We start from the raw sequence: 26431 nt of genomic DNA, 5'->3' as shown, positions 1-26431 counted from the left end.
GGCGGCGGCGCAAGTGAAAACCGGCAGCATGCCCTGAAGGCGTTCGTGCTTAGCCGGCTGGATTGAGCTGGTGCCAGACTCGCATGAAGGTTTCGGGTGCCATGCCGGTATTGGCACAAAGTGACAGGAGCAGCGGCTCGTTGGCCGCAAAATAGTCGATAAGTCCGTGCTGGAAGGCTGGGGAACCGGTGGAGCGCCGAAGCGAGTCGGGATCAAGGCCGGCGACCTGCATGAATGCCAAGAGTTCATCCGGGTTCTCGGCAAGGTAGGAGAGGCAGGCATCGGCGAGCCCGGAGGCATTGGGAAGGGGCGCAGATTCAATACGGGGCACAGCCAGGCTCATTTGGTCTTTTGTAATGAGTTCGATGTTACCTGAATGGCGCGGTAAAACGAAGTGCTGAGGGTACTCGAGCAGCGCAAGCGAGGTTTGATGCCAAAAACAGTGATGATCGTGGAAGACAACGAGCTCAACATGAAGCTCTTCAACGATCTGCTCGAATCGCGCGGTTACGCCGTCATCCAGACCCGCTCCGGCATGGAAGCGCTGGATCTGGCGCGCGCGCACCATCCCGACCTGATCTTGATGGATATCCAGTTGCCTGAAGTGTCGGGCCTGGTGGTGACCAAGTGGCTCAAGGATGATGAAGAGCTTGCCCATATCCCGGTAATCGCGGTGACTGCCTTTGCCATGAAGGGCGACGAAGAGCGGATTTTGCAAGGAGGTTGCGAGGGTTACATCTCCAAGCCCATTTCGGTGCCTCACTTTCTGGAAACTATTGCCCGCTATATTGGCCCGGCTTGAGGGGGCCGTTGCGCTCGGCGCGGCCATGGTGCTGCCCGGTCGTCTATATGCCGGCTGTGGTAGGTGGGGCGAAGAGTGACTGCACGCGTATTGATCGTCGACGACATTCCGACCAATGTACGCCTGCTGGAGGCTCGCTTAGCCGCTGAGTATTACGAGGTCCTGACTGCCAGTTCCGGCCCGCAGGCCATCGAAATCTGCAATCGCAATGATGTGGATATCGTCCTACTCGATGTGATGATGCCCGATATGGATGGCTTTGAAGTGTGCCGCCGCCTCAAGGCGAGCCCGAGAACCAACCACATTCCGGTGCTGATGATTACCGCGCTCGACCAGCCCTCCGACAAGGTGCGGGGGCTGGAAGTGGGCGCCGATGATTTTCTGACCAAGCCAGTCGATGACATGCAACTGATGGCCCGGGTCAAAAGCCTGGTGCGCCTCAAGACGCTGACCGACGAGCTGCGCGCGCGGGCCCTCACGGGCCAGCAGATCGCCATCGAGGATGCGCTGCGTGCGATGGACAATGTCGACACCGGCGGCGGGCATGTGCTGGTGATCGACACCGACGCGCGCCATGCCGAGCGGATCAAGACCTATCTTGTTCCCGAGCATAGCGTTGATGTGCTCGTTCAGCCCGCCGATGCCGTGTTCCAGGTTACCGGGGCGCCCTACGAAGTTGTGCTCGTCGCCATGGCGCTGGAGGATTTCGACCCGCTCCGGGTGTGCTCGCAGATCCGTACGCTCGAACATACGCGCACCTTGCCCATCATTCTGATTGCCGATGAAACCGACCGCCCCAAAGTGGTGCGGGCGCTGGATCTGGGGATAAATGATTTCATTATGCGCCCGGTCGAGCGCAATGAGTTGGCGGCGCGGGTGCGCACGCAGATCCGCCGGCAGCGCTATGCGCTGGAGCTGCGGCAAAGCGTCAACAACACCATGGCCATGGCGGTAACGGACGACCTGACCGGGCTATATAATCGCCGCTATTTCGAGCGGCACCTGCATGTGATGTTGAGCAAGGCGCAGTCGCAAGGTCGGGACATGGCCGTCATGATTCTCGACATCGACCACTTCAAGGCCGTCAACGACACCTATGGGCACCATGTGGGCGACAGCGTGCTCAAGGAGTTCGCGCAGCGGTTGCGGCGCAGCGTCAGAGGCGTCGACCTTGCTTGCCGTTTCGGCGGGGAGGAGTTCGTGGTGCTAATGCCCGATACCGATATGGGGCAGGCGGAAGCCGTCGCCGAGCGGGTGCGCCGAGCCATTGCCGAACAGGGTTTTGATGTCGGCGGCGACCGGCCGATGTGGGTGACGGTTTCGGCTGGCGTGACACTCAACGAGAGCGTCTCGGATACGCCGGCAGTGCTGATGAAGCGAGCCGATGTGGCGCTCTATCGCGCCAAGCGGCAGGGCCGTAACCAAGTTGTCTTTGACGCCGCTTGAGCCTGCCAGCTACGTCGTTAGGGTTATCCATTATACTTAACAGAAGCTTAGCGGCCACAACCTGCTGGATATGCTTGAGTTTTAGCGGGGCAGGCGTAGGGTTTCTTTAACGGCGCTGCCAAGTTCTTGTGGATGGTGCCCAAAGTTCCCTACGGCTCTCTCAGGTCCGCCGCAACTCCTGAGACCGTAGGGCGGCTGGTCCGGACGCGGACAGAGTGGCCTCTTCGACATGCCGCTCCGGACCAGCCACTTTCCTTTCATCATCTGGGTGGCCTGCAGGCCGTGGCCGCTGCTCGCAGCCTCAGAAACAAAAAACCCCGCATCGCTGCGGGGTTTTTTGTTCGGCTAGGAAGAGGATCAATTACTTGATCTTGGCTTCCTTGAATTCAACATGCTTGCGCACAACCGGGTCGTACTTGTTGTACGACAGCTTCTCGGTCTGGGTGCGGGCGTTCTTCTTGGTGACATAGTAGAAGCCAGTATCAGCCGTCGACACGAGCTTGATCTTGACGGAAGCGGCTTTGGCCATTGGAGTGTCCTCGCGTAAACAAAGAGGCGCCGCGAACGCGGCGCCGGAATTTGGGTGCAACCTACGGATTTACCGCCGGATGTCAAGCCTCACGCTTGGCTGGGTCGAAGCCATACATGCGGTTGGCCCATTGCAGCCCCACAACGGCACCCTTGATCGAGGGCAGCATAGCCAGCGGCATGATGATGCCCAAGGGTACCATGGTATAAAGATAGGTCAGCGGATTGACGTGATAGGTCATGTCCATATGCATCATCACGCCAACAAGCAGGTGGCCGACAATGGTGATGGCAATATAGGGCGGCAAGTCATCGGCGCGATGATGGTGAAACTCCTCACCGCAGTTTTCGCAGCGGTCGGCGACTTTTAGATAAGCACGGAACAGCTTGCCCTCGCCGCAATGTGGGCACTTGCACAGCACGCCACGCCACATAGCCTGCATGACGCTGCGTTGATTGGTACTTTTGGCTACGATGCTCATGGCGTCACCTCTTGCGACGGCCTTTGGGGCCGAGTGTCCTAGATGGGCGTTTCGTTGTCCGCCGTGTAGTTGACGGATTGACGCGGCTGCCCTCCGAGAGAAGTTCAAACCGCATTGCCCCTGCCACGGGGGCAACTTCGAGCAGGCGAACGGTCACGCGGTCGCCCAGGGCGAACTTCTCGCCGGTGCGATCGCCGATCATTGCCTGCTGCTCTTGCTCATAACGATAGAAATCGGCTCCCAGGGTGGAGGCGGGAACAAAGCCGTCGGCTCCGGTATCAAGGAGCCGAATGAACAGGCCGGAGCGGGTAACCCCGGAGATCCGGCCCTCGAACCGCGCCCCGATCTGGCCGGCCAGAAATTGCGCCAGCAGGCGGTCGGACGTTTCTCGTTCCGCCGCCATGGCCCGGCGCTCGGTCGCTGAAATGTGCTGGCCGATGCCGGCAAGCTTTTGCATCTCGTTGTCCGAGAGGCCATCATCACCCAAGCCCAGTGCCCGGATCAGGCCGCGGTGGACGATCAGATCCGAGTAGCGGCGAATGGGCGAGGTGAAGTGGGCGTAGTTGTCGAGGTTGAGGCCGAAGTGCCCGTAATTTTCGGGGGCATATTCTGCCTGCGCCTGCGAGCGAAGCACCATTTCCGATACCTGCTCGGCATTGCCCGCCTTGCGGGCCTGGGCCAGGATGCCGTTGAAGTCGCTGGCTCGCACCGCGTCGGATTTCTTGACCGCAATATCGAGCGAACCAAGGAAATCGCGAAGGGCGGCGAGTTTCTCGGTCGAAGGGGTATCGTGGACGCGAAACAGCAGGGGCATATTCTTGGCCTGCAGCGTTTCGGCCGCCGCGACATTGGCCGCGATCATCATTTCTTCGATTAGCCGGTGGGCATCGAGGCGCTCGGGGATCCGGATGTCCTTGACCATGCCTTTCTCGTCCAGAACGATCTTGCGTTCGGGCAGGTCGAGATCGAGCGGCCCACGCTGGTCGCGTGCCTTGGCCATGGTCTCATAGGCGTCCCAGAGCGGGCGCAGTATCGGCTCGAGCAGCGGGCCAGCCTTGTCATCGGGCTGGCCGTCAATGGCTGCTTGTGCCTGCTGATAGGACAGTTTGGCGGCCGAGCGCATCAGCACCCGGTGGAAGCTGTGCGAGCGCTTGCGCCCGTCGGCGCCGATGACCATGCGCACGGCAAGGGCCGCGCGCGGTTCCCCTTCCTTGAGCGAGCACAACTCGTTGGAGATGCGCTCGGGCAGCATGGGGACGACGCGGTCAGGAAAGTAAACAGAATTGCCGCGCAGATAGGCCTCGCGGTCGAGCGCTGAGCCGGGACGGACATAGGCCGCCACATCGGCAATGGCCACGGTGACCAGGTGCCCGCCGGCATTGGCGGGATCGGGATCGGACTGGGCATAGACGGCGTCGTCGTGATCCTTGGCGTCGAACGGATCGATGGTGATCAACGGAAGGTCACGCCAATCCTCCCGGCCCTTGAGCGTGGCTTCCTTGGCTTCCTCGGCCTCACGTAGCACCGATGTCGGGAAGCGATAGGGGATCTCGAGGCTGTGGATAGCAATGAGGCTGATGGCGCCTTCGGAAGCCGGGTTGCCGATCACGGCCGTAACGCGCGCACGCGGGATCATCAGGCGGCCTGAAAGCTTGACCTCCACTTCCACCAGATCGCCGTCGCGGGCCTCGCCAAGGTCGCCCATCGGGATGCGCATTTCCTTTTGCTTGCGATCCACGGGAATGAGGCGGGCGCCGTCCTCGTCCATCCGCACAATGCCGATATGGGCGCGGCGCGGCTTGTCGAGGATCTTCATCGGGCGGGCGGTATAGGCCGGGATCTCGCCATCACCGGCGTCAATACGGGCCAGGATGCGGTCGCCTGGAGCGGGTACGACGCGGGCGTCGCGCCCCTGATAAACGAGGACGCGGGGGCGCTCGCCTTCTTCGTCATTCCATTGGGCAGGGAAGGCGTGAAGGTGATCGGGATCGGCATCGGTGGGGATGTCGAGCACGGTTACCGGGGGCAGGGCGGCGGTACGGCGCAGCGCCTTGCGCGTGCGGGTAATAACGCCCTCGCCTTCCAGCTCAGCCAGCATGGCCTTGAATGGTTTGCGCAGATCGCCGCGGATGCCGAACAGCTTGGCCAGATCGCGCTTGCCCTTGAGATCGGGCGTTTCGGCGAGCGCCTGCAGCAATTGCTCGCGTGAAGGTAGTTGCTCGGCAGCACTGAGGCGGGGGCGCTTGGGGCCGGAAGTGTTTTTTGCTCTTGTTTGTAGTTTGGCCATAAGTGTCAGTTCTTTTTATGTTGCAACATAAATAGGGATCGCCCGGGCTTTTGCAAACCGCCGCTCTGCCAAGTCCGCCCGACCTGCCCAATTTCAATGTCTGACGCGGCTGGAATGTTGCGCGACGAGATCGAGGTTATTGCGCTCTGGTGCCGAGTATGGCCGGGATAAGGCCGTTATTGCTCTATCTTCACCGAGGTCGTCCATGCGGAACAAGGCACAGGTTATCGGCTGACCCGTCCCCGTCCAGAGGATGCTAGGGTGCCCAGATTCCACCGATTCTGCTGAGTTCCCATGACCATTCCATTTTTCGACGGCCACAACGACACCTTGCTCAAGCTGCTGGAAGCGGGTGTCGCCGACCCCGAGCGGCTGTTTGTGGAGGGGATGCCTGCGGCCCAGATCGATGGTCCACGTGCCCAAAGGGGCGGTATGGTGGGCGGGTTCTTTGCGATCTTTCCGCCACCGCTTAAGGGCGGCCTTGGATCGGTGGTAGCCAATTCGGCCAATCCAAGCTCCACGCTTCCCCCTGAATTGCCGCTGGCCGATGCGCAATCGGTGACTCTTGCCATGGCCTCGATCCTGCTGCGGCTGGAGCGGGCTGGCGCCTTAAGCCTGTGCCGGAGCGCTGCCGAGATTCGCCAGGCGATCGCGGCCGACAATCTGGCAGCAGTGCTGCATATCGAGGGCGCCGAAGCGATCGACACGGATCTGCGCTCCCTTGATGTGCTTTACGCGGCCGGTTTGCGCTCGATCGGGCTGGTGTGGAGCCGCGCCAATGCCTTTGGCACCGGCGTGCCGTTTCGCTACCCCGCCGATCCAGATATCGGCCCGGGACTTTCGGATGCGGGCAAAGCCTTGGTGCGCGCCTGCGATAGCCTCGGCGTGATGATCGACCTGTCGCATCTTAATGCCGCGGGGTTTCGAGATGTGGCTGCGATCAGCAACAAGCCGCTGGTTGCCACTCATTCCAATGTCCATGCCATCACCGCGCATGCGCGCAACCTCGTCGATTGGCAGCTGGCAGCGATCGCCGAAAGCAAGGGCGTTGTCGGGTTGAACTTTGCCACAGGCTTTCTGCGTCCGGACGGGCAAATGCGCGCCGATACGCCCGTCGAAATGATGGTCCGTCATGTGGACAGTCTGGTGGAAGCGCTGGGCGAAGACGGCGTGGCGCTTGGCTCGGACTTTGACGGCGCCATGATCCCCGCCGAGATCGGCGATGTCACGGGCGTGCAAAAGCTGCTCGCCGCGCTGTTGGACAAGGGCTATGGCGAAACGCTGGTGCGCAAGATCGCCTGCGACAACTGGCTGTCGCTGATCGAACGCACAATCGGCTGAACCGGTGGCCGGCGTCTGGCGGCGCTCCAGCCGACGCGGTGCCGGGTTCGTCCGAGGCCGAAGCCGGCGCCGGTGACCACGCAACCTTGTCCTTGCGGCGCGTAAGCCCCCCCTTGGGGTTGCAGTGCTAAGCTAAAGCAGGGGCCGATCAGTGCCCTTGATCCAGATCATGCTCGCGCGCCCCGACAAACCATGCGTCAGAACGGAACGTCTTCGTCGGCCACGGTCTTGGTGGCGGTCGCCTTCTTGGTCGCAGCTTTCTTGGCCGCTGGCTTTTTAGCGGCAGCAGTCTTGGTAGCGGGTTTCTTAGCAGCTGCCTTCTTGGCCGGTGCCTTCTTGGGCTTGGTGCCGGTGGCTTCGGCGCGCGCGGCGATCCATTCCACCGCCTGGTCCACCGTTACATCCTCGGGTTTGATGTCCTTGGGAATGGTGGCGTTGATCTTGCCCTGGTTGACATAAGGACCATAGCGACCAGCACGCACGGTGATGGGGCCGTTGTCGTGCTCGAATGTCTGGATCGCGGCGACGGCAGCGCCACCGCGCTTGAAACCGCCCGCCGCCTTTTGCGCCAGGAGGTCCACGGCGCGGTTGATGCCGACGGTGAACACTTCCTCCACATCGGGTAGATTGGCGTATTTGCCGTCATGCAGGATGAAGGGGCCGTAGCGCCCGAGCCCTGCCGTGATCGGCGAGCCCGTTTCCGGATGGGTGCCCACTTCCCGTGGCAGTGACAATAACTGCAGGGCCTTGTCGAGCGTCAGGGACGCTGCTTCCCAGCCCTTTGGCAGGGAGGAGCGCTTGGGCTCCTTGCCGTCACCAAGCTGCACATAGGGGCCAAAGCGCCCTGTCTTGAGGTAAACCTCTTCCCCCGTTTCCGGATCGGTGCCCAACACGCCGTCACCTGCCGCCGCTTCCGAGGACTGGCCAGTGGCCGCGTCGGACAGCTGCATGGTGTGCTTGCATTCGGGATAGTTCGAACAGCCGATAAAAGCACCGTATTTCCCAAGCTTGAGCGACAGCTGGCCCGTGCCGCAGGTTGGGCACAGGCGACGATCCGATCCATCAGGCTTGGCCGGGAAGATGTGGTCTTCCAGCAAGTCATTGAGGGCGTCGAGCACCTCGGTGACCCGCAGATCCTTGATCTCGGTGGTCGCAACTGTGAAATCACGCCAGAAATCGCGCAGCACCTGCTTGTAGTCGAGCTCACCGGCGGAAATCAGATCGAGCTGTTCTTCCAGATTGGCAGTGAAGCCATATTCCACATAGCGATTGAAGAAGCTCTCGAGGAAGGCCGTGACGATGCGGCCGCGATCCTCGGGATGCAGCGCCTTACCCTCAAGGCGCACATAGTCGCGATCCTTGAGGGTCGAGAGGGTAGCGGCATAGGTGGAGGGCCGACCGATGCCGAGCTCTTCCATCTTCTTGATCAGACTGGCTTCGGTGTAGCGGGCCGGCGGCTGGGTGAAGTGCTGCTCGATTTCGACGGCCTGCAGGGCAGGCTTGTCGCCAACGGCCAGCGGCGGCAATTCGCGGCTGTCCTCGTCTTCCTCGTCATCGTCGCTCTTGGCTTCAACGCCATACAGCGCCAGGAAGCCGGGAAAGGTAACGACGGAGCCAACAGCACGCAGTTCGACCTGGCGGCCGGGCACATTGACGGCGATGTCAACGGTGGTCCGATCGATCTCGGCCGAGCGCATCTGTGACGCCAGCGTGCGGCGCCAGATCAGGCCATAGAGCTTGAGCTGGTCGGCATCGAGATTGCTCATCGTATCGGGATGCTTGAGCATATCGGTGGGACGGATGGCCTCGTGCGCTTCCTGGGCGTTCTTGGCCTTGGTCTGATAGATGCGTGGCTTTTCCGGCAGGTATTCGGCACCAAAGTTCTTGGTGATGGCAGAGCGCGCCATGGCGATGCCTTCGGGGGCCATCTGCACCGCGTCGGTACGCATATAGGTGATCAACCCGTCCTCGTAGAGGCGCTGGGCGATCTGCATGGTGCGCGACGGCGACAGACCTAGCCGGGACGAGGCATCTTGCTGCAGCGAAGAGGTGGTGAAGGGCGCATAGGGGTTGCGCTTGGTGGGCTTCTTCTCGACGCCCGAAACATTGAACTGCCCCGATTCGATCAGCGCCTTGAGTGCGGCGGCATCCTCGCCGTTCTTTACTGCGAGCTTGTCGGTGCGCTTGCCATCCACCGAATAAAGCCGGGCCACGAAGCTCTTGCCCTTTTGCGCGAGCTTGGCTTCCACCGACCAGTACTCATCGGCTTTGAAGCGCTCGATCTCGGACTCGCGGTCGGACACAAGGCGCAAAGCCACCGATTGCACGCGTCCGGCCGAGCGGGAGCCGGGCAGCTTGCGCCACAGGATCGGCGAAAGGGTGAAGCCCACGAGATAGTCGAGCGCGCGGCGAGCGAGATAGGCATCGACCAGCGGCATGTCGATGTCGCGCGGCTTGGCCATGGCCGCAGTCACGGCATCCTTGGTGATGGCGTTGAACACCACGCGCTGGACCGGGGTGTCTTTCTTGATCGCCTTTTTCTGGCGCAACACGTCGAGCACGTGCCAGGAAATGGCTTCGCCTTCGCGATCAGGGTCGGTCGCAAGGATCAGTTCATCAGCGCCTTTAAGCGCGTTGGCAATGTCGGCAAGGCGCTTCTTGGAGGCGGTATCAACCTCCCAGGACATGGCAAAATCTTCGTCGGGCCGGACTGAACCGTCCTTGGCGGGCAGATCACGGACATGGCCGAAGGAGGCCAGGACTTCATAGTCCTTACCCAGATATTTGTTGATTGTCTTAGCCTTAGCCGGACTCTCAACGACAACGACCTTCATGGAAAACCCGATCCGAAACACTGCAACGCAAGGTGGCGCAACATGGTGAAGCCGAGGGGCAGTGTCAACGGGCGCTGATTTAGTATGATCCCGTGGAGCCGAGTGTCGTCCGGGCCGTTGTGGCGATCAACAGGAGGAAGTTGACAATGGATTTACGCAAACTGGGCAATAGCGGCACCGTGGTTTCGGCACTCTGCCTTGGGACCATGACCTTCGGGTCGGACGCGGACGAGGCCACTTCGTTCGCCTTGATGGATGATTATGTCGAGGCGGGCGGAAATTTCCTCGACACGGCTGACGTCTACACCAATGGCACCTCCGAAGAGATCATTGGTCGCTGGCTCAAGAGCAAGGGCGGGATGGCTGACCGGCTGGTGATTGCCAGCAAGGGCCGCTTTCCGACGCTGGAAGGGTCCAACGGCCTTGGCTTGTCGCGCAAGCATTTGGGGTACGCGCTGGATGCCTCGCTGCGGCGATTGGGCGTCGAGCAGATCGATCTTTACCAGATGCATGCGTGGGACGCGCTGACGCCGATCGAGGAAACCCTGCGCTTCCTTGATGATTCGGTGCGTAACGGCAAAATCGCCTATTACGGCTTTTCCAATTTCCTCGGCTGGCAGCTGACCAAGGCAGTGTGGATTGCCAAGGCGCAGGGCTATACCCCTCCCGTAACCTTGCAGCCGCAATACAATCTACTGGTGCGCGATATCGAGCACGAAATCGTGCCTGCCGTGCTCGATGCCGGCATGGGCCTACTGCCCTGGTCGCCGCTGGCTGGCGGCTGGCTGTCGGGCAAATACAAGCGTGACGAAATGCCAAGCGGGGCAACGCGGCTGGGCGAAAACCCGAAGCGAGGCATGGAGGCGTATGAAAAGCGCAATGCCAACCCACAGACCTGGGCGGTTATCGACGCGGTCATGCAGATCGCCGAGCAGCGTGGCGTCAGTGCAGCGCAGGTGTCGCTGGCCTGGCTGGTGCAAAAACCCGCCGTCACCTCGGTGATCCTGGGCGCCCGCAAGCGCGAACAGCTGGCCGACAACATGGCTGCGGGCGATCTGAGCCTAAGCGCTGAGGAGGTTGCGCGGCTTGACGAGGCGAGCAAGCCGCAGATCGGCGATTACCCCTATGGCGCTGGTGGCATCAACCAGCGCCATCGCAAGCTCGAAGGCGGGCGCTAAAGCGAAGGCGCGGCGGTCAGCGGTAGCGTTTAGCGACCAGCTGACCGCTCGACCACTCGATCTCGCCCGCCAGATCGAGCTCCAGCAACAGCATCTGCATGGCTGCGGCAGACAGTCCGGTTTGCCGCAGCAGTTCATCGACTTCCATCGGAGCGGTGCTCAACAAATCGCGCAAGCGATCCGCGTCACTAGGATCGGGGACGTCTGACCCAGCGCCGACCTCGTCGGGGTCCGGCTCCCATTGTCGATCAAATAGGGCTTGGCGCGACGGATCGGCCGAGCCCAGGCTTTCGATGATGTCCTCGGCATTAGTGATCAGCTTCGCCCCTTGCTGGATCAAGGCATTGCCGCCTTCGGCCCGGGGATCCAGGGGCGAACCCGGCACCGCAAAGACATCCCGGTTCTGCTCCAGCGCAAGGCGCGCCGTGATCAGGGAGCCCGAGCGTTTGGCCGCTTCCACCACGACAATGCCGAGCGACAGCCCTGACACCAGCCGATTGCGGCGCGGGAAATCGCGGGCACGAGGCTCCCAGCCGAGCGGCATCTCGGTGAGCAAGGCGCCGCCGTGGTCGAGAATGTCATGGGCAAGCGGAATGTTCTCATCGGGATAGATCTGGTCAAAGCCGCCCGCCAGGACCGCAACGGTGCCGGTTTGCAGACTTGCCCGGTGGGCCGCTGCATCAATGCCGCGGGCGAGGCCGGAAACGATCGTATAACCGCGGGCACCAAGATCGGTAGCGAGCAGGCGCGTCATCTTCACCCCGGCCGAGGAGGCGTTGCGCGCACCGACCATGCCCACGGTGCGCCGCCAATCCAGATTGGCGCCGCCCGCGAGGGTCAGCACCGGCGGCGCGCCGGCAATGAAGCCGAGATGGGGCGGATAGTCGGGATCGCAGCTGAGCACGAGATGGGCGCCGAAGCGCTGCAGGCCAGCGAGTTCGTCTTCGGCCTGCATACGGGTCGAGATGCGCGGCTGCGTTCCGGCCCGTTTGAGCAAGCCGGGCAGGGCGTCGAGCGCCGCCTCGGCTGAACCGAAGCGGCCGAGCAGTTGGCGAAAAGTGACGGGGCCGACATTGTCAGTGCGAATCAGGCGAAGCCAGGCAAGGCGCTCTTGGTCAGAAACCAGTGCAGCGCCTTTGCCCACGGATCAGGCTTTCTTGGTAGAGCCGATGGTTGGCTCGGTTCCCGCCATCAGACGGGCGATGTTGGTGCGATGCTGGATAAAGAGCAGGATCACCATGACCGCCACTGCTACCGCGAGCCACTCATTGACGACGACATAGGCAAAAATCGGCGCGGTGGCGCCAGCGGTGAGTGAAGCGAGGGAGGAGGTCTTGCGCGTCACCGCGATCAGCAGCCAGACCGCGCAGAAGATCAGCCCCACAGGCCAAGACAACGCCAGGAGGGCACCGATCAGCACGGCGACACCCTTGCCGCCCTTGAAGCCCAGCCACGCCGGAAAGCAGTGCCCGATAAAGGCGCCGATCGCAGCAACCATTGCCGCGTCCTCGCCCCAAAGATAGCGAGCCAGCAAAACCGGCACGGCGCCCTTAGCGGCGTCGAGAACCAGCGTTGCGGCCGCGAGCCAGCGATTGCCAGTACGCAGCACATTGGTGGCACCGATATTGCCCGAGCCAATCGCGCGGATATCGCCAAGCCCGGCCGCGCGAGTCAGCAGTAGGCCGAACGGCACCGAGCCACAGAGATAGCCGAGCACGATGGCGTAGAGCAGGGTAAGCAGATCAGGGGCCATAACAGGTTCCGAGCGAAGGTGAGTATTGGTAGCCCCAGCCTCGCCCGTTCCACAAGGGCTCGCACATGGCTAGAGCGTGTAGGTGTGGAGATAAACCGTTTGTCCACCCACAATGGTGCGCATTACCTTGCCGGCAAGGCGCGCGCCTTCAAAGCTGGTGTTGCGCGAACGCGAGCGTATCGCCGTTTCGCTGACCTGCCAGGGATAATCGGGATCAAACAAGATCATGTCGGCTGGTGCTCCGCGCGCAATACGCCCGGAAGGCAGGCCCAGGATTTGCGCCGGCCGGATGGTCATCGCCCGCAGCACCGACAGGAGATCCACCTCGCCGGAATGAACCAGCCGCAATGCCGCCGCCAGCAATGTTTCGAGCCCGATCGCGCCATCCGAGGCTTCGGCAAAGGGCTGCCGCTTCACCTCGCTGTCCTGTGGGTCATGATCGGAATGGATGGTGTCGATCGTGCCGTTGCGCAGCGCCTCGATCATGGCCTGGCGATCATCTTCGGAGCGCAGGGGTGTTGCGAGCTTGAAAAAAGTCCGGTAGCGGCCGATGTCGTTTTCATTGAGCGCCAGATTGTTGATCGACACGCCGGCCGTCACATTGGCGTGCCGGGCCTTGGCCGCCCGGACCAGTTCGGCGGAGCTGGCAGTGGAAATCTGTGCCGCGTGGTAGCGCACGCCGGTCAAAGCAGCGAGTTGCAGGTCCCGCGCCAGGGGAATGGTTTCCGCCTCTCGCGGAATGCCCTTGAGGCCCAAAATAGTGGCGAAGAAGCCTTCGTTCATTACGCCATCGCCAACTAGCCCACGGTCCGCGAGGTGATGAACGACCGGCATGTCGTAATTGGCGGCATAGCTCATCGCCGTGCGCAGCAGCGCGCTGGACTGGATGGAGCTGCGCCCGTCGGTCAGGCAAACAGCGCCGGCTTCCTGGAGCAGCCCGAACTCGGTGATCTCCTCGCCACGCAATCCCTTGGTGATCGCGGCGGCGGGCAAGATATTGACCTTGCTCGTGGCTTTGCCCCGGCGCAGCAGGAAATCCACCAGCGCACCATCGTCGACCACCGGGCTGGTGTCCGGCATCATCACAAAGCTCGTCACTCCGCCGACGGCGGCGGCCTCGCCGGCCGACTGGAGCGTTTCACGATATTCCTTGCCGGGCTCGCCGGTGAACACGCGCATATCGATGAGGCCCGGCGCCAGCACGTGGCCCGCAGCATCGATCACCTCGGCTCCGTCAGGGACACCGATGGGCCCCTCAAGCGCGAGATCGGTGATGACGCCATTCTCGACCAGCACAGCTCCGCGGGCATCTGTGCCGGAAGCCGGATCAACGAGGCGGGCGTTCTCAATCAGCAATGGGCGGTTCATCGAACGTCTCCCGCAGGCAGCAAGGCATCGAGCACTGCCATGCGTACGGCCACGCCCATTTCCACCTGGTCGGTAATCACCGAAGCGGGACCGTCGGCAATGGCTGGGTCGATCTCCACGCCCCGGTTCATCGGGCCGGGATGCATCACAATCGCATCCTGCTTGGCATGGCTGAGCTTATCGGCGTCCAACCCGTAGAAGCGGTAGTATTCGCGCACCGAAGGGATCATGCGGCCATTGGCGCGCTCATGCTGCAGGCGCAGCATCATAACCACGTCAGCACCCTCGAGGCCCTTGCGCATATCGGTGAACACTTCGGTTGCGAGTTGCTCTATCCCCGCAGGCAAGAGATTGCGCGGGGCAATCACCCGGGTGCGGACATTAAGCGCGCCGAGCAACAGCAGGTTGGACCGCACCACACGCGAATTGGCGATGTCCCCGCAGATCGCGACTGTCAGCCCATTGATACGGCCCTTATGGCGCCGGATGGTGAGCGCATCGAGCAGCGCCTGGGTGGGGTGTTCGTGGGCGCCGTCACCAGCATTGATAACCGCACAACCCACTTTTTGCGAGAGAAGCTCCACCGCGCCGGCCGCCGAATGGCGCACCACGATCACATCCGGGCGCATGGCGTTGAGCGTTGTCGCGGTATCCACCAGCGTCTCACCCTTGGATACCGAGGAGGACTTTACCGACATGTTCATCACCAGCGCGCCGAGGCGCTTGCCGGCGATCTCGAACGAGCCCTGAGTACGGGTCGAGGGTTCGAAGAACAGGTTGATCTGGGTTTTACCCGACAGGGTAGGATGCGTCTTGCGCTCCTGGCGCGAAACGGGGACCATGCGCTCGGCCCGGTCGAGCAGGTCGATGATCTCGTGCTGCTTTAGATCGGCGATGGAAAGCAGGTGACGCTGGCGAAAGGGGGGGAAGTCGCCAGCGCTGCTGCCAGCTTGCGTGACGTTGCCGCCGGTTGGTTCAGCCATGGCCTCGGATCCCCTGCAATTAGCTGCGGTCTAGCGGAGGGGTGGCGGGTGTTCAACTGTTTGTTGCTTTATCCCCGGCGCAGGCGATCGAGCGCGCCCTGGAGGATGTAGCTGGCCGCGAGTTTGTCGACCAGTTCGGCGCGCCGGTCGCGCCGCAGATCGGCGTCGATCATCATGCGGGTAACGGCGCTGGTGGACAGGCGCTCGTCCCAGAATGCAATGGGAATGCTGATCCGCGCAGCTAGATTGCGGGCGAAGGCCCGCGTCGATTGCACCCGCGGCCCTTCACTGCCATCCATGTTTAGCGGCAGGCCGAGAATGATCGCGACGGCATTATTTTGTGCGATCAACTCGTCGAGTCGCTCGGCATCTTGGGTGAACTTGGTGCGCCGAATGGTTTCGAGCGGCGTCGCCGAATAGCGCATCGCGTCTGAGACGGCCACGCCGATCGTCTTGGTGCCAAGATCAAGACACAGCAGCTTGCCGGTGGGGGGCAGACCAGCGAGGGGATTTTCCGGGAGATCGTCGCTCATGCTGCACCTCGGCTTGCTCAATGGTGCCGCTCCTATAGTTTTCCCCTGACTTTGGCGATTGGACTTTGCAATGAAACTCACCTGGTTTGGCGGTACGACGCTCCGCATTCACATTGGCGGCTTGATCCTGGTTGCGGATGCCGGTGTGGTCCCGGCCGGGATCGACGCGGCTGAGCTGGTGTCGGGGGCGGATCGGGTTTTCGGATTGGCTGCGGCGGAAGATTGCCTGCCTCAGGTTGATCTTGCCCTTTGGAAGCCCCGGCGCATCCGGCCGCTCGACGCTGGTCCCGTCGAGGCAACAATCTTGCGGGCAGGGGCGGGGCTGGTTCTCGTGCATGTGGATGGTGAGCGGCCCTTGCTGCTGGTGGCCGGGGAGTTGTTGCCGTTCGGGCGGTGGCTCGGCGATGCCGTGGTGGTGCTGTTTGGTTCGGCTGGTCAATTGGTGGCCAACGGCAGGAATCTGCTGGAGCGCCAGCCTCCGAGATTGCTTGCGCTGGCGGCTGCTGACGCTGAGCTTGATGAAGCCATTCCCGCTTTGAGAGCCCACCTGGACGACACCGCTCTGGTTGCTCTCGAGTCACGGCTGGGGCTGGAGCTCTAAAGCCGCGGCGCCTCTGCCATTGCAACTTGCCCGCCACCATTGTTAAAAGCGGCACCAGAGCGGCAAGGGCCGCATCTCCCTATTTGGAGGCATGAGCCATGTCGGTAGACGCCGCAACGGTGAAGCGTATCGGGCGCCTCGCGCGTATTCGCATCGAGGACGAGGAAGTCGCTGGCTATCAAAGCGAGCTGAACGCCATTCTCGGTTTCGTGGAACAGCTGGGCGAAGTGGATGTGTCCGGCGTCGAGCCAATGACGTCGGTGACCCCGATGCAGTTGCGCCGGCGCGACGATGCGATCACCGATGGCGGCTATCCTGAGCTGATCGTGGCCAATGCGCCGCTGTCGGAAGACAATTTCTTCATGGTCCCCAAGGTCGTGGAGTAGGCGATGGCCGTCACGATTGGCATTGAAACGCCGTTGCAGGACGATGTGCGCCGCCTCGTGGCGGCGCTCAACGATCACCTGCTGCCGCTTTCGCCAATCGAATTTCAGTTCAAGATGACCGTTGAGCAGATGGCGGGTGACGACACGACGGTTTTCGTGGCGCGCAATGCCGAAGCCGAGGCAGTGGGCTGCGGCGCGCTCAAGGTTCATTCTTCGGATCTGGGCGAGGTCAAGCGCATGTTCACGGACCCGTCCGTTCGTGGCCAGCGGGTTGGCTCGGCGCTGCTTGGCGCCATTGTCGATCTGGCGCGGCAAAAGGGGCTGAGCCAGTTGATGCTGGAAACAGGCACGGGGCCCGGCTTTGCCGAAGCGCAGCGGCTCTACCAGCGCAGCGGCTTCACCCCGCGCGGCCCGTTCCTTGATTATCCCGACAGCGAGTGGTCGGCTTTCTTTGCCATGCCGTTGCGGCAGGGAGCAGAAGCATGAGCATCCGGATCGTCAAAGGCGCCGTATTGTCAAGCGTCGTCATCCTCGCCGCGGGGACTACCCAGGCGCAGGAGATTTCCAGCGTCGACCGCACCAAGGTTTACGTGAGTGATCCCGCGGGCTGCGATGCGCTGGAAAAAGATGGTCTGGACGCCATCTCCACCCTCGGGTTTCAGGTGATGACCTTTGACGATGGCATCCAGACACTTGAGTCCAGCTGCCACTTCTTTGACATCAAAGCCAAGCCGGGCAATGCCCACCTTTTCGTGTCAGCCGTCTGTGAAAACCCGGGTGCCATTTATCCCGACACGTTGGCACTGACACCACTCACATCCGACACCGTGCAGGTGGTGTCTTCCCATGAGGCTGCCATGAGTGCGGCCGCAACCAATGAAACCAGCTCGGAGGGAGCTTCGCCCGGCGCGACGCTTTTCCACCGCTGCGCCAATCTAAGCGAGTTACCGCGTTGACCGACCTGACCAAATTGAGCCTTGCCGAAGCCAGCAAAGGTTTGAAGGCCAAGAGCTTTTCCGCCACCGAGCTGACCGGCGCGTACCTTGGCGCGATCGAGGCGGCCAATGGCGCGCTCAACGCCTATGTTGCCGTGACTGCCGAGCAGGCCACTACCATGGCCAAGGCCAGCGACGAGAAACTTGGTAAGGGCGAGGGCGGCTCCCTCGAAGGCATTCCGCTTGGGGTCAAGGACCTGTTCGCCACCAAGGGCGTCCACACTCAGGCCGCCAGCCATATTCTGGATGGGTTCAAGCCAGGCTATGAGTCGACTGTCACCAGCAATCTCTGGCGCGATGGCGCGGTGATGCTGGGCAAGCTCAACATGGACGAGTTTGCCATGGGCTCGTCCAACGAGACCTCCTTTTACGGCCCTGTTGTCAGCCCGTTCCGCTCTGAAGGCTCCAATGCCCAGCTGGTGCCCGGCGGCTCCTCGGGTGGTTCGGCCGCCGCTGTGGCGGCATGGCTCTGCGCTGGGGCAACTGCCACCGATACCGGCGGCTCGATCCGCCAGCCGGCGGCGTTCACCGGCACAGTGGGCATCAAGCCGACCTATGGCCGTTGCTCGCGTTGGGGCACCGTCGCCTTTGCCTCCTCGCTTGACCAGGCCGGCCCGATCGCCCGCACTGTGGAGGATTCAGCGCTGATGCTGCGCTCCATGGCGGGCTTTGATCCAAAGGATTCCACCAGTGTCGACCTGCCGGTGCCAGACTTCGCCGCGGCGGTTGAGCGTGGCGTAAAGGGCCTTTGCATCGGTGTTCCCAAGGAATACCGCATGGAAGGGATGCCCACCGAGATTGAAAAGCTCTGGGAGCAGGGGCTGGCATGGCTGCGCGCTGAAGGCGCTACGGTCAAGGATATCTCGCTGCCGCATACCAAATATGCGCTGCCCGCCTACTATATCGTGGCTCCGGCCGAAGCCTCCTCCAACCTGGCGCGCTATGATGGCGTCAAATACGGGTTGCGCGTGACGGGCAAGGACATCACCGACATGTATGAGCTGACGCGCGCCGCCGGCTTTGGCCGTGAAGTGAAGCGCCGGATCATGATCGGCACCTATGTGCTGAGCGCCGGCTATTTCGATGCCTATTACGTCAAGGCGCAGAAGGTTCGTACCTTGATCAAGAAGGATTTCGAGGACGCTTTCGCCGCCGGCGTTGACGCCATCCTTACCCCGGCAACGCCGTCGGCGTCCTTCGGCATTGGCGACGAGACCCTCGCCGCCGATCCGGTGAAAATGTACCTCAACGACGTCTTCACGGTGACCGTGAACATGGCGGGCCTGCCGGGCATTGCGGTGCCGGCGGGCAAGGACGGGCAGGGGCTCCCGCTGGGGCTGCAACTGATCGGCAAGCCCTTTGACGAGGAAACCCTCTTTGCAGCCGCTCGGGTGATCGAGCGCAGCGCGGCGACCGATTTCTCACCGAAGCCCTGGTGGTGAGCCAGAGCCGGTCTCTTGAACCGGCTTCGGCAAGGGTCTATTTCAGCCCTTGCGTATTTGGCCGTCCTTCGGGACGGCCCGTTTCTTTTCGGAAAGTCATATGTCCGTGGATATCTTCACCTCGCTCGATTGGTCCGAGCCGCCCAAAGACATGAGCAAGCCGCTGCAAGCGCTGTGGTGGCTCAAGAAGGGTGAGTTCCGTGTCGGCCCCGAGTGGGAGCAGGCCCACACCATCGTTCAGGCCATGGAAGGCGTACAGGCATTTGATTGGGTGCATGCGCTGATGCACTGGATCGAAGCCGATATGGGCAATGCCGACTATTGGTACCGCCGGGCCGGCAAGCGCCGCGCCACCGCCAGCGTCGCGCAGGAATGGGAACATATCGCCGCGGCGCTCAGCGAGGTGACGCGCCACTAGGGGGTCGCGAACGGTTGCCTTTGCCGGCAGGTCGGTGCAAACCAGCACTGAGTTTTGCACCAATGGACCTTTGCCGTGACCACCGCGCCCGCCGACTGCCAGACCAAAGATGATGTCCGTGCCGAAATCGATCGGATCGACCAGGCGCTCCTGCACCTCTTCGCGGAGCGGCATCGCTATGTCACCCGCATGGCCGAGATCAAGACCGACCCGCATGAGGCGCGCGACCCCGTCCGCATCGAGGCAGTGATCGCCAAGGTGCGCGAGCGTAGTTTGGCTCTTGATCTTGACGAGGATCAGGCCGAACTTGTGTGGCGAACCCTGATCGATTGGAACATCAATTACGAGAAGGGCATCATCACGGCGCGGCGGCGCGCCCTTTAGGAGAGTGTGTCATGCGCAGTGTCCTGATCCGCAATGCCGAACCCAGTGACGCACGCATTCTGGCCGACATCGCCTACCGCTCCTGGACAAAGGGCATTTTGCCGCTGCTGACCGAAACACCCGGCATGCGCGACGCCGAGCAACACCGGCTTCGGCGCGCCGTGGCCGAAACGCTCACGCGCATCATTGTGGCCGAACAGGATGGCATGCCTGTCGGCTGGTGTTCGCGCTCCGCCCGGCGCGCTTATATCCCGTTCCTGTTTGTGGCTCCGGAGAGCCAGGGCCAGGGGATCGGCTCCATGCTGCTGCGGCGCATGGAGTCGGTGCTGGAACTGTTCGGCGCCAGCCGGGTGCAGCTCGAAACCCCGGCAGACCATATCCGCGCGGTCCGCTTTTATGAACGGCAGGGCTACCGCATTCTCGCCATGCGTCCCGATGGGCGTGCCCATCATGAGCCGTTCATGAGCGTTCATCTCGAGAAGAAATTACACCCGTTCGCGGGCGATCTCGACGACGAGGACTGAGCTGGGCGGCCCACGGAACTGACCAGATCGGGCAAAGAGGCGTTGCATCGCGCGCCGCTGGTCAGTAAGCACTGGGTCGTGTTCCCGCATGCCGTTCAGAGAGCTCACTTTGACCCTTATCGACACCCGTACGCCCGATCCGAAGCGCTTTATTTCCGGCTCCACTGGAGACTGGGAAGTGATCATCGGCATGGAAGTGCATGCGCAGGTGACCTCCGAAAGCAAGCTGTTTTCCGGCTCCTCGACCGCCTTCGGCAATCCGCCCAACAGCAATGTTTCGTTCGTGGACGCAGCCATGCCCGGCATGCTGCCGACCATCAACGAAGAATGCGTGCGACAGGCTGTGCGGACCGGCCTTGGGCTTAAGGCCGTGATCAACAAGCGCTCCGTTTTTGACCGCAAGAACTATTTCTATCCCGATCTGCCGCAGGGCTATCAGATCAGCCAGTTCAAGGACCCCATTGTCGGCGAGGGCAAGGTACTGCTCGACATGGGCGACGAGACCATCGAGATCGGCATCGAGCGGCTCCACCTGGAGCAGGACGCGGGCAAGTCCATCCATGACCAGCATCCATCCATGAGCTTTGTGGACCTCAACCGCTCCGGCGTGGCGCTGATGGAGATCGTCTCCAAGCCGGACCTGCGCTCGGCTGACGAGGCTAAGGCTTATCTGTCCAAACTCCGCACGATTCTGCGTTATCTCGGCACCTGCGACGGCAATATGGAGCAGGGCTCCATGCGTGCCGACGTCAACGTGTCGGTGCGACGCCCCGGGGGTGAGTTCGGCACGCGCTGCGAAATCAAGAACGTCAACTCCGTGCGCTTTGCCGGTCAGGCGATTGAATATGAGGCCCGCCGACAGATCGATATCCTTGAAGACGGCGGCTCGATCGACCAGGAAACCCGGCTGTTCGATCCTAAGCTCGGCGAAACCCGGTCCATGCGTTCCAAGGAAGAAGCGCATGACTACCGCTACTTCCCCGATCCCGACCTGCTGCCCCTGGAGTTTGACGACGCTTTCGTGGCGGCGCTGGCGGAAAACCTGCCCGAACTGCCGGACGAGAAGAAGGCCCGCTTTTTCCGCGATTATGGCGTGACGCCCTACGACGCCATGGTGTTGACGCTGGATCGCGAGACGGCCGATTACTTCGAGGCCGTTGTGGCCCATGGGGGTAGCAAGCGCGACGGCAAGTCTGTCGCCAATTTGCTCAACGCCGATGTTGCCGCCTATGCCAATAGCCAGGGGCTTGCTGTTTGGGAAACCCATCTGCAGCCAGCTCAGATCGCGGGGATTGTTGACCTCGTGGCCGCCGGCACGATCTCCAGTAAGATCGCCAAGGATTTGCTGCAGATCATCATCGCCGAGGAGCCGGAGGGCGAACCTGCCGAGATCGTCCAGCGGCGCGGCATGAAGCAGGTCACCGACCTCGGCGCCATCGAGAAGGTGGTCGACGAGATCATCGCCGCCAACCCCGATCAGGTCGCCAAGGTTCAGGCCAAGCCCACCATGATTGGCTGGTTCGTTGGCCAGGCGATGAAGGCATCGGGCGGCAAGGCTAACCCGCAGGCGTTGAACGAATTGATGAAGCGCAAGCTCGGCCTCGAAGAGTGAGCGAACCCGCCGAAAACAAGGAAGCCCCAAAGCAGTTGCTGGATCACGGGATGGGGCCGTGGCTGATGCGCGTCATCGGCGCGCTGGTCAGCCGCATCATCATCCTGCCGGTGCTGGCCACAATGGCCGCTTCAATGGCGTTGATGATCTATGGGGTCGCCGAAACCTGGCACTTCATCCGGGAGCTGTTCTTCGCCGACCATCCCGTAAGCAAGGACGAGGCACTGCTGCACGCCATCGAGCTGGTTGATCTTTTCTTGCTCGCGACCGTGGTGCAGGTGGTTTCGCTCGGCCTTTATCAGCTCTACTTCAACCAGGATCTGGCTTTGCCACGTTGGCTCAAGATCAGCAATCTCGATGATCTGAAGTCGAAGCTGGTGGGCGTGGCCATCACCGTGCTGGCGGTTTATTTTCTCGGGCGTGCGGTTACCTGGAGCAGCGGCCCGGACATCGTTTATCTGGGTGCCGCAACAGCGGTCGTGATCGGCGCACTCACCTATTTCCTCAGCAAGATCGACGGCCACGACTAAACGGGGGCCGTCGCTAAGTTACGGATTGATGTCGTGACCTGGCTCGGGGGGAAGTTCCGGCTGGTAGTCTGGCTGCGGATCTTCCACCGGCACGTTGCCCGGAATTTCCGATGGGTCTGGAGTGGGGAAGCTCACCGGCATCGGCGGCGGCGGAACAGGCTGCGGCACGATCTCGGGGGTTGCCGCGGGATCGATCTCTGGATTGGGTGGAATGGGCATGCCTGCCTCCTCGTTGGGACCTATCTCAACGGGGGGATACGACCTCAGTTCCGGAAACTGGCTTGCGCCAGATCTTGAGAATGCGACCGTCGATCAGCAACAAGCCCAGAAACACCACGGCCATGCCCAGCAAGTGAATGGGCAAAATGGATTCTCCCAGCAGCGACACCCCGAGCAAGACCGCCACGACCGGTGTGACAAAGGTGTTGGAGGCGAAGTTGGTGGTGCCAACGCGCGGCAGCAGCCGATACATCAGCTGGAACGCCAAGGCGGTGCAGAAAACGCCGATGGCGATCCAGGCCGCCCAGGTTTCGATCCGCTCGATGTGTGGCACCCCTTCAACCCAAAGCGCAACTGGCACTGAAGTCAACGCCGCGCCAGAGATGGCAATGGTGGCGATGGTCGTGGGCTCGATCGCCTTGAAGCTTCGCGCGACATTGAGCGTGATGGCGTAGAGCATCACGGCGGCAAAGCAGACGGCAATGGCCCAAAGCTCGCCATGCTCATTGCCGGCCGCCAGGGATGGTGAAGCCAGCAATGCCGCACCGGTAAACCCCGCAACCACGCCGGCAGCCTTGTGGCGCTTTATTTTTTCGCCGCCGGGCCAATAATGCGAGACCAGTACGGTAACCACCGGGAGCAGGGCATTGATGATCGCAGCAAGCCCGCTCGGAATGTGGGCCTGGCTGATGGGGAAAAGCGTAAACGGCACCGCATAGCTGAACACGCCGAGGAGGCCGAGCTTGAGATACAGCATCGGATCACGGGGCAGGGGCTTGCGAAGGGCGAAAAACAACAACCAGCTGACCAGCGCGGCGATGGTCACCCGGCCTGCGGCCACGGTGATTGGCCCCAGTTCACGGATCAGCACAGCATTGAACAGGAACGAGGTGCCCCAGATGCTTCCGATAAAAATGATTAGCGCCCAGTAGCGTGCCGACATGTGATTCTTTCCCAGGAAGCGGCGACGCTAGGCCTGTCGCCAGCAAAGGTCGAACCGATTTTGACGATGGCAAGCATCAATGCACGTGATGAGCGGATGGCTCCTATGCGCCATTGCAGTTGCATGCGTTGAGGGGGCTGCTAGCCTTCACCGGTAAACTTCTGAGGGCTCTTATGCACAAACTTGGTCTTGCCGTTTCTGCTCTTCTGCTCGCCACCGCCGCGCCCGCGGTCCTGGCGGCGGAAACTCTGGATACCACGCCGCGCATCGCGGTGATGTCGGCCTTTGGCCCCGAATGGATTGCGCTGCAGGAAGCCCTCAGCGAACGCAAGGATTACACGGTCAATGGCACCACCTTTGCAACCGGGGTGATTGAGGGCAAGCCGGTGGTGCTGTTCTTGACCGGGGTCAGCATGGTCAATGCGGCGATGACCTCGCAGCTGGCGCTGGACCACTTCAACATCGAAAGCATCGTGTTTTCCGGAATAGCGGGTGGCGTTAATCCCGAGCGCCATATCGGGGATGTGATTGTGCCGGCGCAGTGGGGCCAGTATCTCGAGGTCATCATGGCGCGCGAAGTGGATGGGAAATTCACGCCGCCCTCATTCATGGACGCGCCCCATCCCTCCTTCGGCATGATGTTCCCGCAGACCGTGGATATCGCCCGCCAGGGTGGCGAGCCCGAGGAAAAGTTCTGGTTTGCCGCCGATGCGGAGCTGTTGGCGGTCGCCGAGAAGGTTGCAGCTGAGATCAAGCTGGAGGATTGTTCGGCAGAAAACGCCTGCCTCACCACCGCGCCGAGCATTCATGTTGGTGGCAATGGTGTTTCGGGCGCGGCCTTTGTGGACAATGCAGAACTGCGTGAATATGCGTTTGGGACCTTCGAGGCGCAGGTGCTCGACATGGAAAGCGCCGCTGTAGCGCATGTGGCCTATGCCAATGATGTGCCCTTCATTGCGTTCCGCTCGCTGTCAGATCTGGCGGGTGGCGGCGAAGGCGAAAACCAGATGGGCACCTTCATGGGCCTGGCGTCCAACAATTCGGCTGCCGTCGTGACCGCCTTTATTGCAGCACTGCCGGAGTAAGGCTGCCCAAGGATCCGAACTCTCCAGAGGCGAGCTGCCGCACCGCCTCTGGATAAAGCCGGTGCTCTTCGACAAGCACCCGCGCGGCAAGGCTGTCGGGCGTATCGCCCGGCAGAACCGGCACTTCAGCTTGCAGGATAGCGGGCCCTTCGTCCAAGCCCGGGGTGACGAAATGAACGGTGCAGCCATGGCGGGTCGCGCCATCGGCTAGTGCCCGGGCATGCGTGTCCAGCCCCCTGTAGAGCGGCAGCAGGGAAGGATGGATGTTGATCAGGCGCCCCTGCCAGCGATTGACAAAATCTTCGCCCAAAACCCGCATGAAGCCGGCAAGGCAGACCAGCTCGGTGTCCCAGCTTTCAAGGACCTGGGTCAGAACGTCCTCGAACATGTCCCGGCTCGGAAACTTGCTTTGTGCAAGGCTCGCCGTCGCGATCCCTTCAGCCGCAGCAAGGGCCAGTCCTTCAGCAGCGGCCCGATTAGAGACCACGCCCACAATTTCGGCGGGGTAGTCGGGGGCCTTTGCCGCCTCGATCAGCGCCGCCATGTTAGAGCCACGGCCCGAGATCAAAATGGCAGTGCGCGTGCGGCTCACAGCGAGAGCCTGCCCTCGAAGGTCACCGCCTCGCCGGTGCGTTGCACGAGTTCGCCAACGATTGCTGCAGTTTCCCCAGCATCGTTGAGGTGCTGCACCAGGGTGGCGGCCTCGTCTGTGCCAACCGCGATCAGCATGCCAACACCGCAGTTGAAGGTGCGCAGCATTTCGGCTTCAGCGAGACCGCCCGTGTGGGCCAGCCAGCCAAAAACCTTGGGCACGGTAATGGCTCCGAGATTCACATGCGCCGCCAGATGATCGGGCAAGACGCGGGGGATGTTGTCGATAAAGCCGCCGCCGGTGATATGGGCCAGGGCCTTGATGCCGATCCCGGCTTTTAGCGCCGCGAGGATGGGCTTCACATAGATGCGGGTAGGGGTGAGCAGGGCTTCGGCCAGAGACTGGCCGGGCGCAAATGGCGCATCCATGAACCAGTCATTGCCCGAGAGCTCCACGATCTTGCGCACCAGCGAATAACCGTTCGAGTGCACGCCCGAGGAGGCTATCGCAACGAGCGTATCGCCTGGCGCAAGATCGGCTCGCGGCAGCAGGGTCCCGCGTTCGGCAGCGCCCACGGCAAAGCCGGCCAGATCATAGTCCTTGCCGTGGTACATGCCCGGCATTTCCGCGGTTTCCCCGCCGATCAGGGCACAGCCGGCTTGGCGGCAGCCCTCGGCGATGCCCTCAACGATCGCGGTTCCCTGCTCAACATCAAGCGCGCCAGTGGCGAAGTAATCCAGAAAGAACAACGGCTCGGCACCCTGAACGACGATGTCGTTGACGCACATCGCAACAAGATCGATGCCGATGCTGTCGTGCTTGCCAGCTTCAATGGCGATCCGCAGCTTGGTGCCGACGCCATCATTGGCCGCCACCAGGACGGGGTCGGTGAAGCCAGCGGCCTTGAGGTCGAACAGGCCCCCAAACCCACCGATCTCGCCATCGGCGCCCGCCCGCCGCGTGGAGCGTACGGCGGGCTTGATCGCATCGACAAGGGCGTTGCCCGCATCGATGTCGACGCCGGCCTGCTTGTATGAAAGACCGTTTGGTGGCAGGTTTTGGGGGTCGGACATGGGCCTCAGTGCCAATTGGGGAAACCGTGCGCAATGCCGCAGGCTAGAGACCAGGGCAGTTGCCATTTCCGGAGGGGGCCGGTAGAGGGCCT

At 62.0% G+C, this 26431-nt stretch carries 29 protein-coding genes; 15 read left to right on the top strand and 14 right to left on the bottom strand.

What is annotated here, in order from left to right; genetic code table 11:
- Nucleotides 1-49: 49 nt before the first annotated feature.
- Complete coding sequence (locus HRQ64_RS11725) at nucleotides 50-331, bottom strand: DUF3572 family protein (RefSeq protein ID WP_172123409.1); 282 nt, start codon at nucleotides 329-331, stop codon at nucleotides 50-52.
- Nucleotides 332-430: 99 nt separating this feature from the next.
- On the opposite strand from HRQ64_RS11725, the gene HRQ64_RS11720 reads away from it, so the two are divergent.
- Both HRQ64_RS11720 and HRQ64_RS11715 read left to right on the top strand, forming a co-directional pair.
- Nucleotides 431-802 carry a response regulator gene (locus HRQ64_RS11720; protein WP_172123408.1) on the top strand — a complete coding sequence of 124 codons (372 nt, stop codon included), beginning with the start codon at nucleotides 431-433 and terminating at the stop codon, nucleotides 800-802.
- 75 nt (nucleotides 803-877) lie between these two features.
- A complete protein-coding gene (locus tag HRQ64_RS11715) occupies nucleotides 878-2248 on the top strand; it encodes a PleD family two-component system response regulator (protein WP_172123407.1) in 1371 nt (456 codons plus the stop codon).
- 361 nt (nucleotides 2249-2609) lie between these two features.
- Here the strand turns inward: HRQ64_RS11715 and rpmG are convergent, their stop codons facing one another.
- The 3 genes from rpmG to rnr all read right to left on the bottom strand — a co-directional run bounded on the left by rpmG (nucleotide 2610) and on the right by rnr (nucleotide 5545).
- Complete coding sequence (rpmG, locus tag HRQ64_RS11710) at nucleotides 2610-2777, bottom strand: 50S ribosomal protein L33 (RefSeq protein ID WP_035096841.1); 168 nt, start codon at nucleotides 2775-2777, stop codon at nucleotides 2610-2612.
- 82 nt (nucleotides 2778-2859) lie between these two features.
- On the bottom strand, nucleotides 2860-3258 hold the full coding sequence (locus HRQ64_RS11705) for a DUF983 domain-containing protein (RefSeq protein ID WP_127753184.1): 399 nt from the start codon (nucleotides 3256-3258) through the stop codon (nucleotides 2860-2862).
- A 4-nt stretch (nucleotides 3259-3262) separates the two neighbouring features.
- A complete protein-coding gene (gene rnr, locus HRQ64_RS11700; protein WP_172123406.1) occupies nucleotides 3263-5545 on the bottom strand; it encodes a ribonuclease R in 2283 nt (760 codons plus the stop codon).
- 294 nt (nucleotides 5546-5839) lie between these two features.
- On the opposite strand from rnr, the gene HRQ64_RS11695 reads away from it, so the two are divergent.
- Nucleotides 5840-6886: a dipeptidase gene (locus HRQ64_RS11695; protein WP_172123405.1), complete on the top strand. Its 1047-nt coding sequence runs from the start codon at nucleotides 5840-5842 to the stop codon at nucleotides 6884-6886.
- Between the two features lie 197 nt (nucleotides 6887-7083).
- Here HRQ64_RS11695 and topA read toward each other — a convergent pair whose 3' ends face one another.
- Nucleotides 7084-9720 (bottom strand): type I DNA topoisomerase, encoded by a 2637-nt coding sequence (topA, locus tag HRQ64_RS11690; RefSeq protein ID WP_172123404.1) that lies wholly within the window; start codon nucleotides 9718-9720, stop codon nucleotides 7084-7086.
- Between the two features lie 146 nt (nucleotides 9721-9866).
- On the opposite strand from topA, the gene HRQ64_RS11685 reads away from it, so the two are divergent.
- Nucleotides 9867-10898, top strand: a complete 1032-nt coding sequence (locus HRQ64_RS11685) for an aldo/keto reductase (protein WP_172123403.1) — start codon at nucleotides 9867-9869, stop codon at nucleotides 10896-10898.
- Nucleotides 10899-10914: 16 nt separating this feature from the next.
- Here HRQ64_RS11685 and dprA read toward each other — a convergent pair whose 3' ends face one another.
- The 5 genes from dprA to ruvX all read right to left on the bottom strand — a co-directional run bounded on the left by dprA (nucleotide 10915) and on the right by ruvX (nucleotide 15535).
- Nucleotides 10915-12042, bottom strand: coding sequence for a DNA-processing protein DprA (gene dprA, locus HRQ64_RS11680; RefSeq protein WP_172123402.1), 1128 nt, complete (start codon nucleotides 12040-12042; stop codon nucleotides 10915-10917).
- A gap of 3 nt (nucleotides 12043-12045) precedes the next feature.
- Nucleotides 12046-12651, bottom strand: a complete 606-nt coding sequence (gene plsY / locus HRQ64_RS11675; protein ID WP_127753178.1) for a glycerol-3-phosphate 1-O-acyltransferase PlsY — start codon at nucleotides 12649-12651, stop codon at nucleotides 12046-12048.
- A gap of 69 nt (nucleotides 12652-12720) precedes the next feature.
- Entirely contained in the window at nucleotides 12721-14019 is a 1299-nt protein-coding gene (gene pyrC / locus HRQ64_RS11670; RefSeq protein WP_172123401.1) for a dihydroorotase, read from the bottom strand.
- Nucleotides 14016-15002 (bottom strand): aspartate carbamoyltransferase catalytic subunit, encoded by a 987-nt coding sequence (locus HRQ64_RS11665; protein WP_172123400.1) that lies wholly within the window; start codon nucleotides 15000-15002, stop codon nucleotides 14016-14018. Before HRQ64_RS11665 ends, pyrC begins: the two co-directional genes overlap by 4 nt.
- A 68-nt stretch (nucleotides 15003-15070) precedes the next feature.
- Nucleotides 15071-15535 (bottom strand): Holliday junction resolvase RuvX, encoded by a 465-nt coding sequence (gene ruvX, locus HRQ64_RS11660; protein WP_127753175.1) that lies wholly within the window; start codon nucleotides 15533-15535, stop codon nucleotides 15071-15073.
- Nucleotides 15536-15605: 70 nt separating this feature from the next.
- On the opposite strand from ruvX, the gene HRQ64_RS11655 reads away from it, so the two are divergent.
- The 10 genes from HRQ64_RS11655 to HRQ64_RS11610 all read left to right on the top strand — a co-directional run bounded on the left by HRQ64_RS11655 (nucleotide 15606) and on the right by HRQ64_RS11610 (nucleotide 22427).
- Nucleotides 15606-16136: a hypothetical protein gene (locus tag HRQ64_RS11655; protein WP_172123399.1), complete on the top strand. Its 531-nt coding sequence runs from the start codon at nucleotides 15606-15608 to the stop codon at nucleotides 16134-16136.
- Nucleotides 16137-16234: 98 nt separating this feature from the next.
- Nucleotides 16235-16522, top strand: coding sequence for an Asp-tRNA(Asn)/Glu-tRNA(Gln) amidotransferase subunit GatC (gatC, locus tag HRQ64_RS11650; RefSeq protein WP_127753173.1), 288 nt, complete (start codon nucleotides 16235-16237; stop codon nucleotides 16520-16522).
- Nucleotides 16523-16525: 3 nt separating this feature from the next.
- On the top strand, nucleotides 16526-17008 hold the full coding sequence (locus tag HRQ64_RS11645; protein WP_172123398.1) for a GNAT family N-acetyltransferase: 483 nt from the start codon (nucleotides 16526-16528) through the stop codon (nucleotides 17006-17008).
- A complete protein-coding gene (locus HRQ64_RS11640; RefSeq protein ID WP_172123397.1) occupies nucleotides 17005-17478 on the top strand; it encodes a hypothetical protein in 474 nt (157 codons plus the stop codon). The genes HRQ64_RS11645 and HRQ64_RS11640 overlap by 4 nt, the downstream gene beginning before the upstream one ends.
- Nucleotides 17475-18959, top strand: a complete 1485-nt coding sequence (gene gatA, locus HRQ64_RS11635) for an Asp-tRNA(Asn)/Glu-tRNA(Gln) amidotransferase subunit GatA (RefSeq protein WP_172123396.1) — start codon at nucleotides 17475-17477, stop codon at nucleotides 18957-18959. The genes HRQ64_RS11640 and gatA overlap by 4 nt, the downstream gene beginning before the upstream one ends.
- Nucleotides 18960-19059: 100 nt before the next feature.
- Nucleotides 19060-19377 (top strand): hypothetical protein, encoded by a 318-nt coding sequence (locus HRQ64_RS11630; RefSeq protein WP_127753169.1) that lies wholly within the window; start codon nucleotides 19060-19062, stop codon nucleotides 19375-19377.
- A 75-nt stretch (nucleotides 19378-19452) separates the two neighbouring features.
- Nucleotides 19453-19761 (top strand): chorismate mutase, encoded by a 309-nt coding sequence (locus tag HRQ64_RS11625; RefSeq protein WP_172123395.1) that lies wholly within the window; start codon nucleotides 19453-19455, stop codon nucleotides 19759-19761.
- An 11-nt stretch (nucleotides 19762-19772) separates the two neighbouring features.
- A complete protein-coding gene (locus HRQ64_RS11620) occupies nucleotides 19773-20285 on the top strand; it encodes a GNAT family N-acetyltransferase (protein WP_172123394.1) in 513 nt (170 codons plus the stop codon).
- 109 nt (nucleotides 20286-20394) lie between these two features.
- Entirely contained in the window at nucleotides 20395-21897 is a 1503-nt protein-coding gene (gene gatB, locus HRQ64_RS11615; RefSeq protein ID WP_172123393.1) for an Asp-tRNA(Asn)/Glu-tRNA(Gln) amidotransferase subunit GatB, read from the top strand.
- Nucleotides 21894-22427: a YqhA family protein gene (locus HRQ64_RS11610; protein ID WP_172123392.1), complete on the top strand. Its 534-nt coding sequence runs from the start codon at nucleotides 21894-21896 to the stop codon at nucleotides 22425-22427. Before gatB ends, HRQ64_RS11610 begins: the two co-directional genes overlap by 4 nt.
- A gap of 18 nt (nucleotides 22428-22445) precedes the next feature.
- Here the strand turns inward: HRQ64_RS11610 and HRQ64_RS11605 are convergent, their stop codons facing one another.
- Entirely contained in the window at nucleotides 22446-22646 is a 201-nt protein-coding gene (locus HRQ64_RS11605) for a hypothetical protein (RefSeq protein WP_172123391.1), read from the bottom strand.
- Between the two features lie 25 nt (nucleotides 22647-22671).
- On the bottom strand, nucleotides 22672-23589 hold the full coding sequence (locus HRQ64_RS11600; protein ID WP_172123390.1) for a DMT family transporter: 918 nt from the start codon (nucleotides 23587-23589) through the stop codon (nucleotides 22672-22674).
- Nucleotides 23590-23762: 173 nt separating this feature from the next.
- On the opposite strand from HRQ64_RS11600, the gene HRQ64_RS11595 reads away from it, so the two are divergent.
- Entirely contained in the window at nucleotides 23763-24674 is a 912-nt protein-coding gene (locus HRQ64_RS11595) for a 5'-methylthioadenosine/S-adenosylhomocysteine nucleosidase (protein ID WP_172123389.1), read from the top strand.
- Here the strand turns inward: HRQ64_RS11595 and purN are convergent.
- Both purN and purM read right to left on the bottom strand, forming a co-directional pair.
- Nucleotides 24652-25266 (bottom strand): phosphoribosylglycinamide formyltransferase, encoded by a 615-nt coding sequence (purN, locus tag HRQ64_RS11590; protein WP_172123388.1) that lies wholly within the window; start codon nucleotides 25264-25266, stop codon nucleotides 24652-24654. The two genes, HRQ64_RS11595 and purN, sit on opposite strands and share 23 nt — an antisense overlap.
- Nucleotides 25263-26339: a phosphoribosylformylglycinamidine cyclo-ligase gene (gene purM / locus HRQ64_RS11585; RefSeq protein ID WP_172123387.1), complete on the bottom strand. Its 1077-nt coding sequence runs from the start codon at nucleotides 26337-26339 to the stop codon at nucleotides 25263-25265. Before purM ends, purN begins: the two co-directional genes overlap by 4 nt.
- Between the last annotated feature and the right edge of the window lie 92 nt (nucleotides 26340-26431).

The sequence above is a fragment of the Devosia sp. 919 genome (assembly GCF_013185965.1).
Lineage (GTDB): Bacteria > Pseudomonadota > Alphaproteobacteria > Rhizobiales > Devosiaceae > Devosia.
Note: the sequence above shows the minus strand (reverse complement) of the source record. Positions and strands in the feature narration are given on the sequence as shown.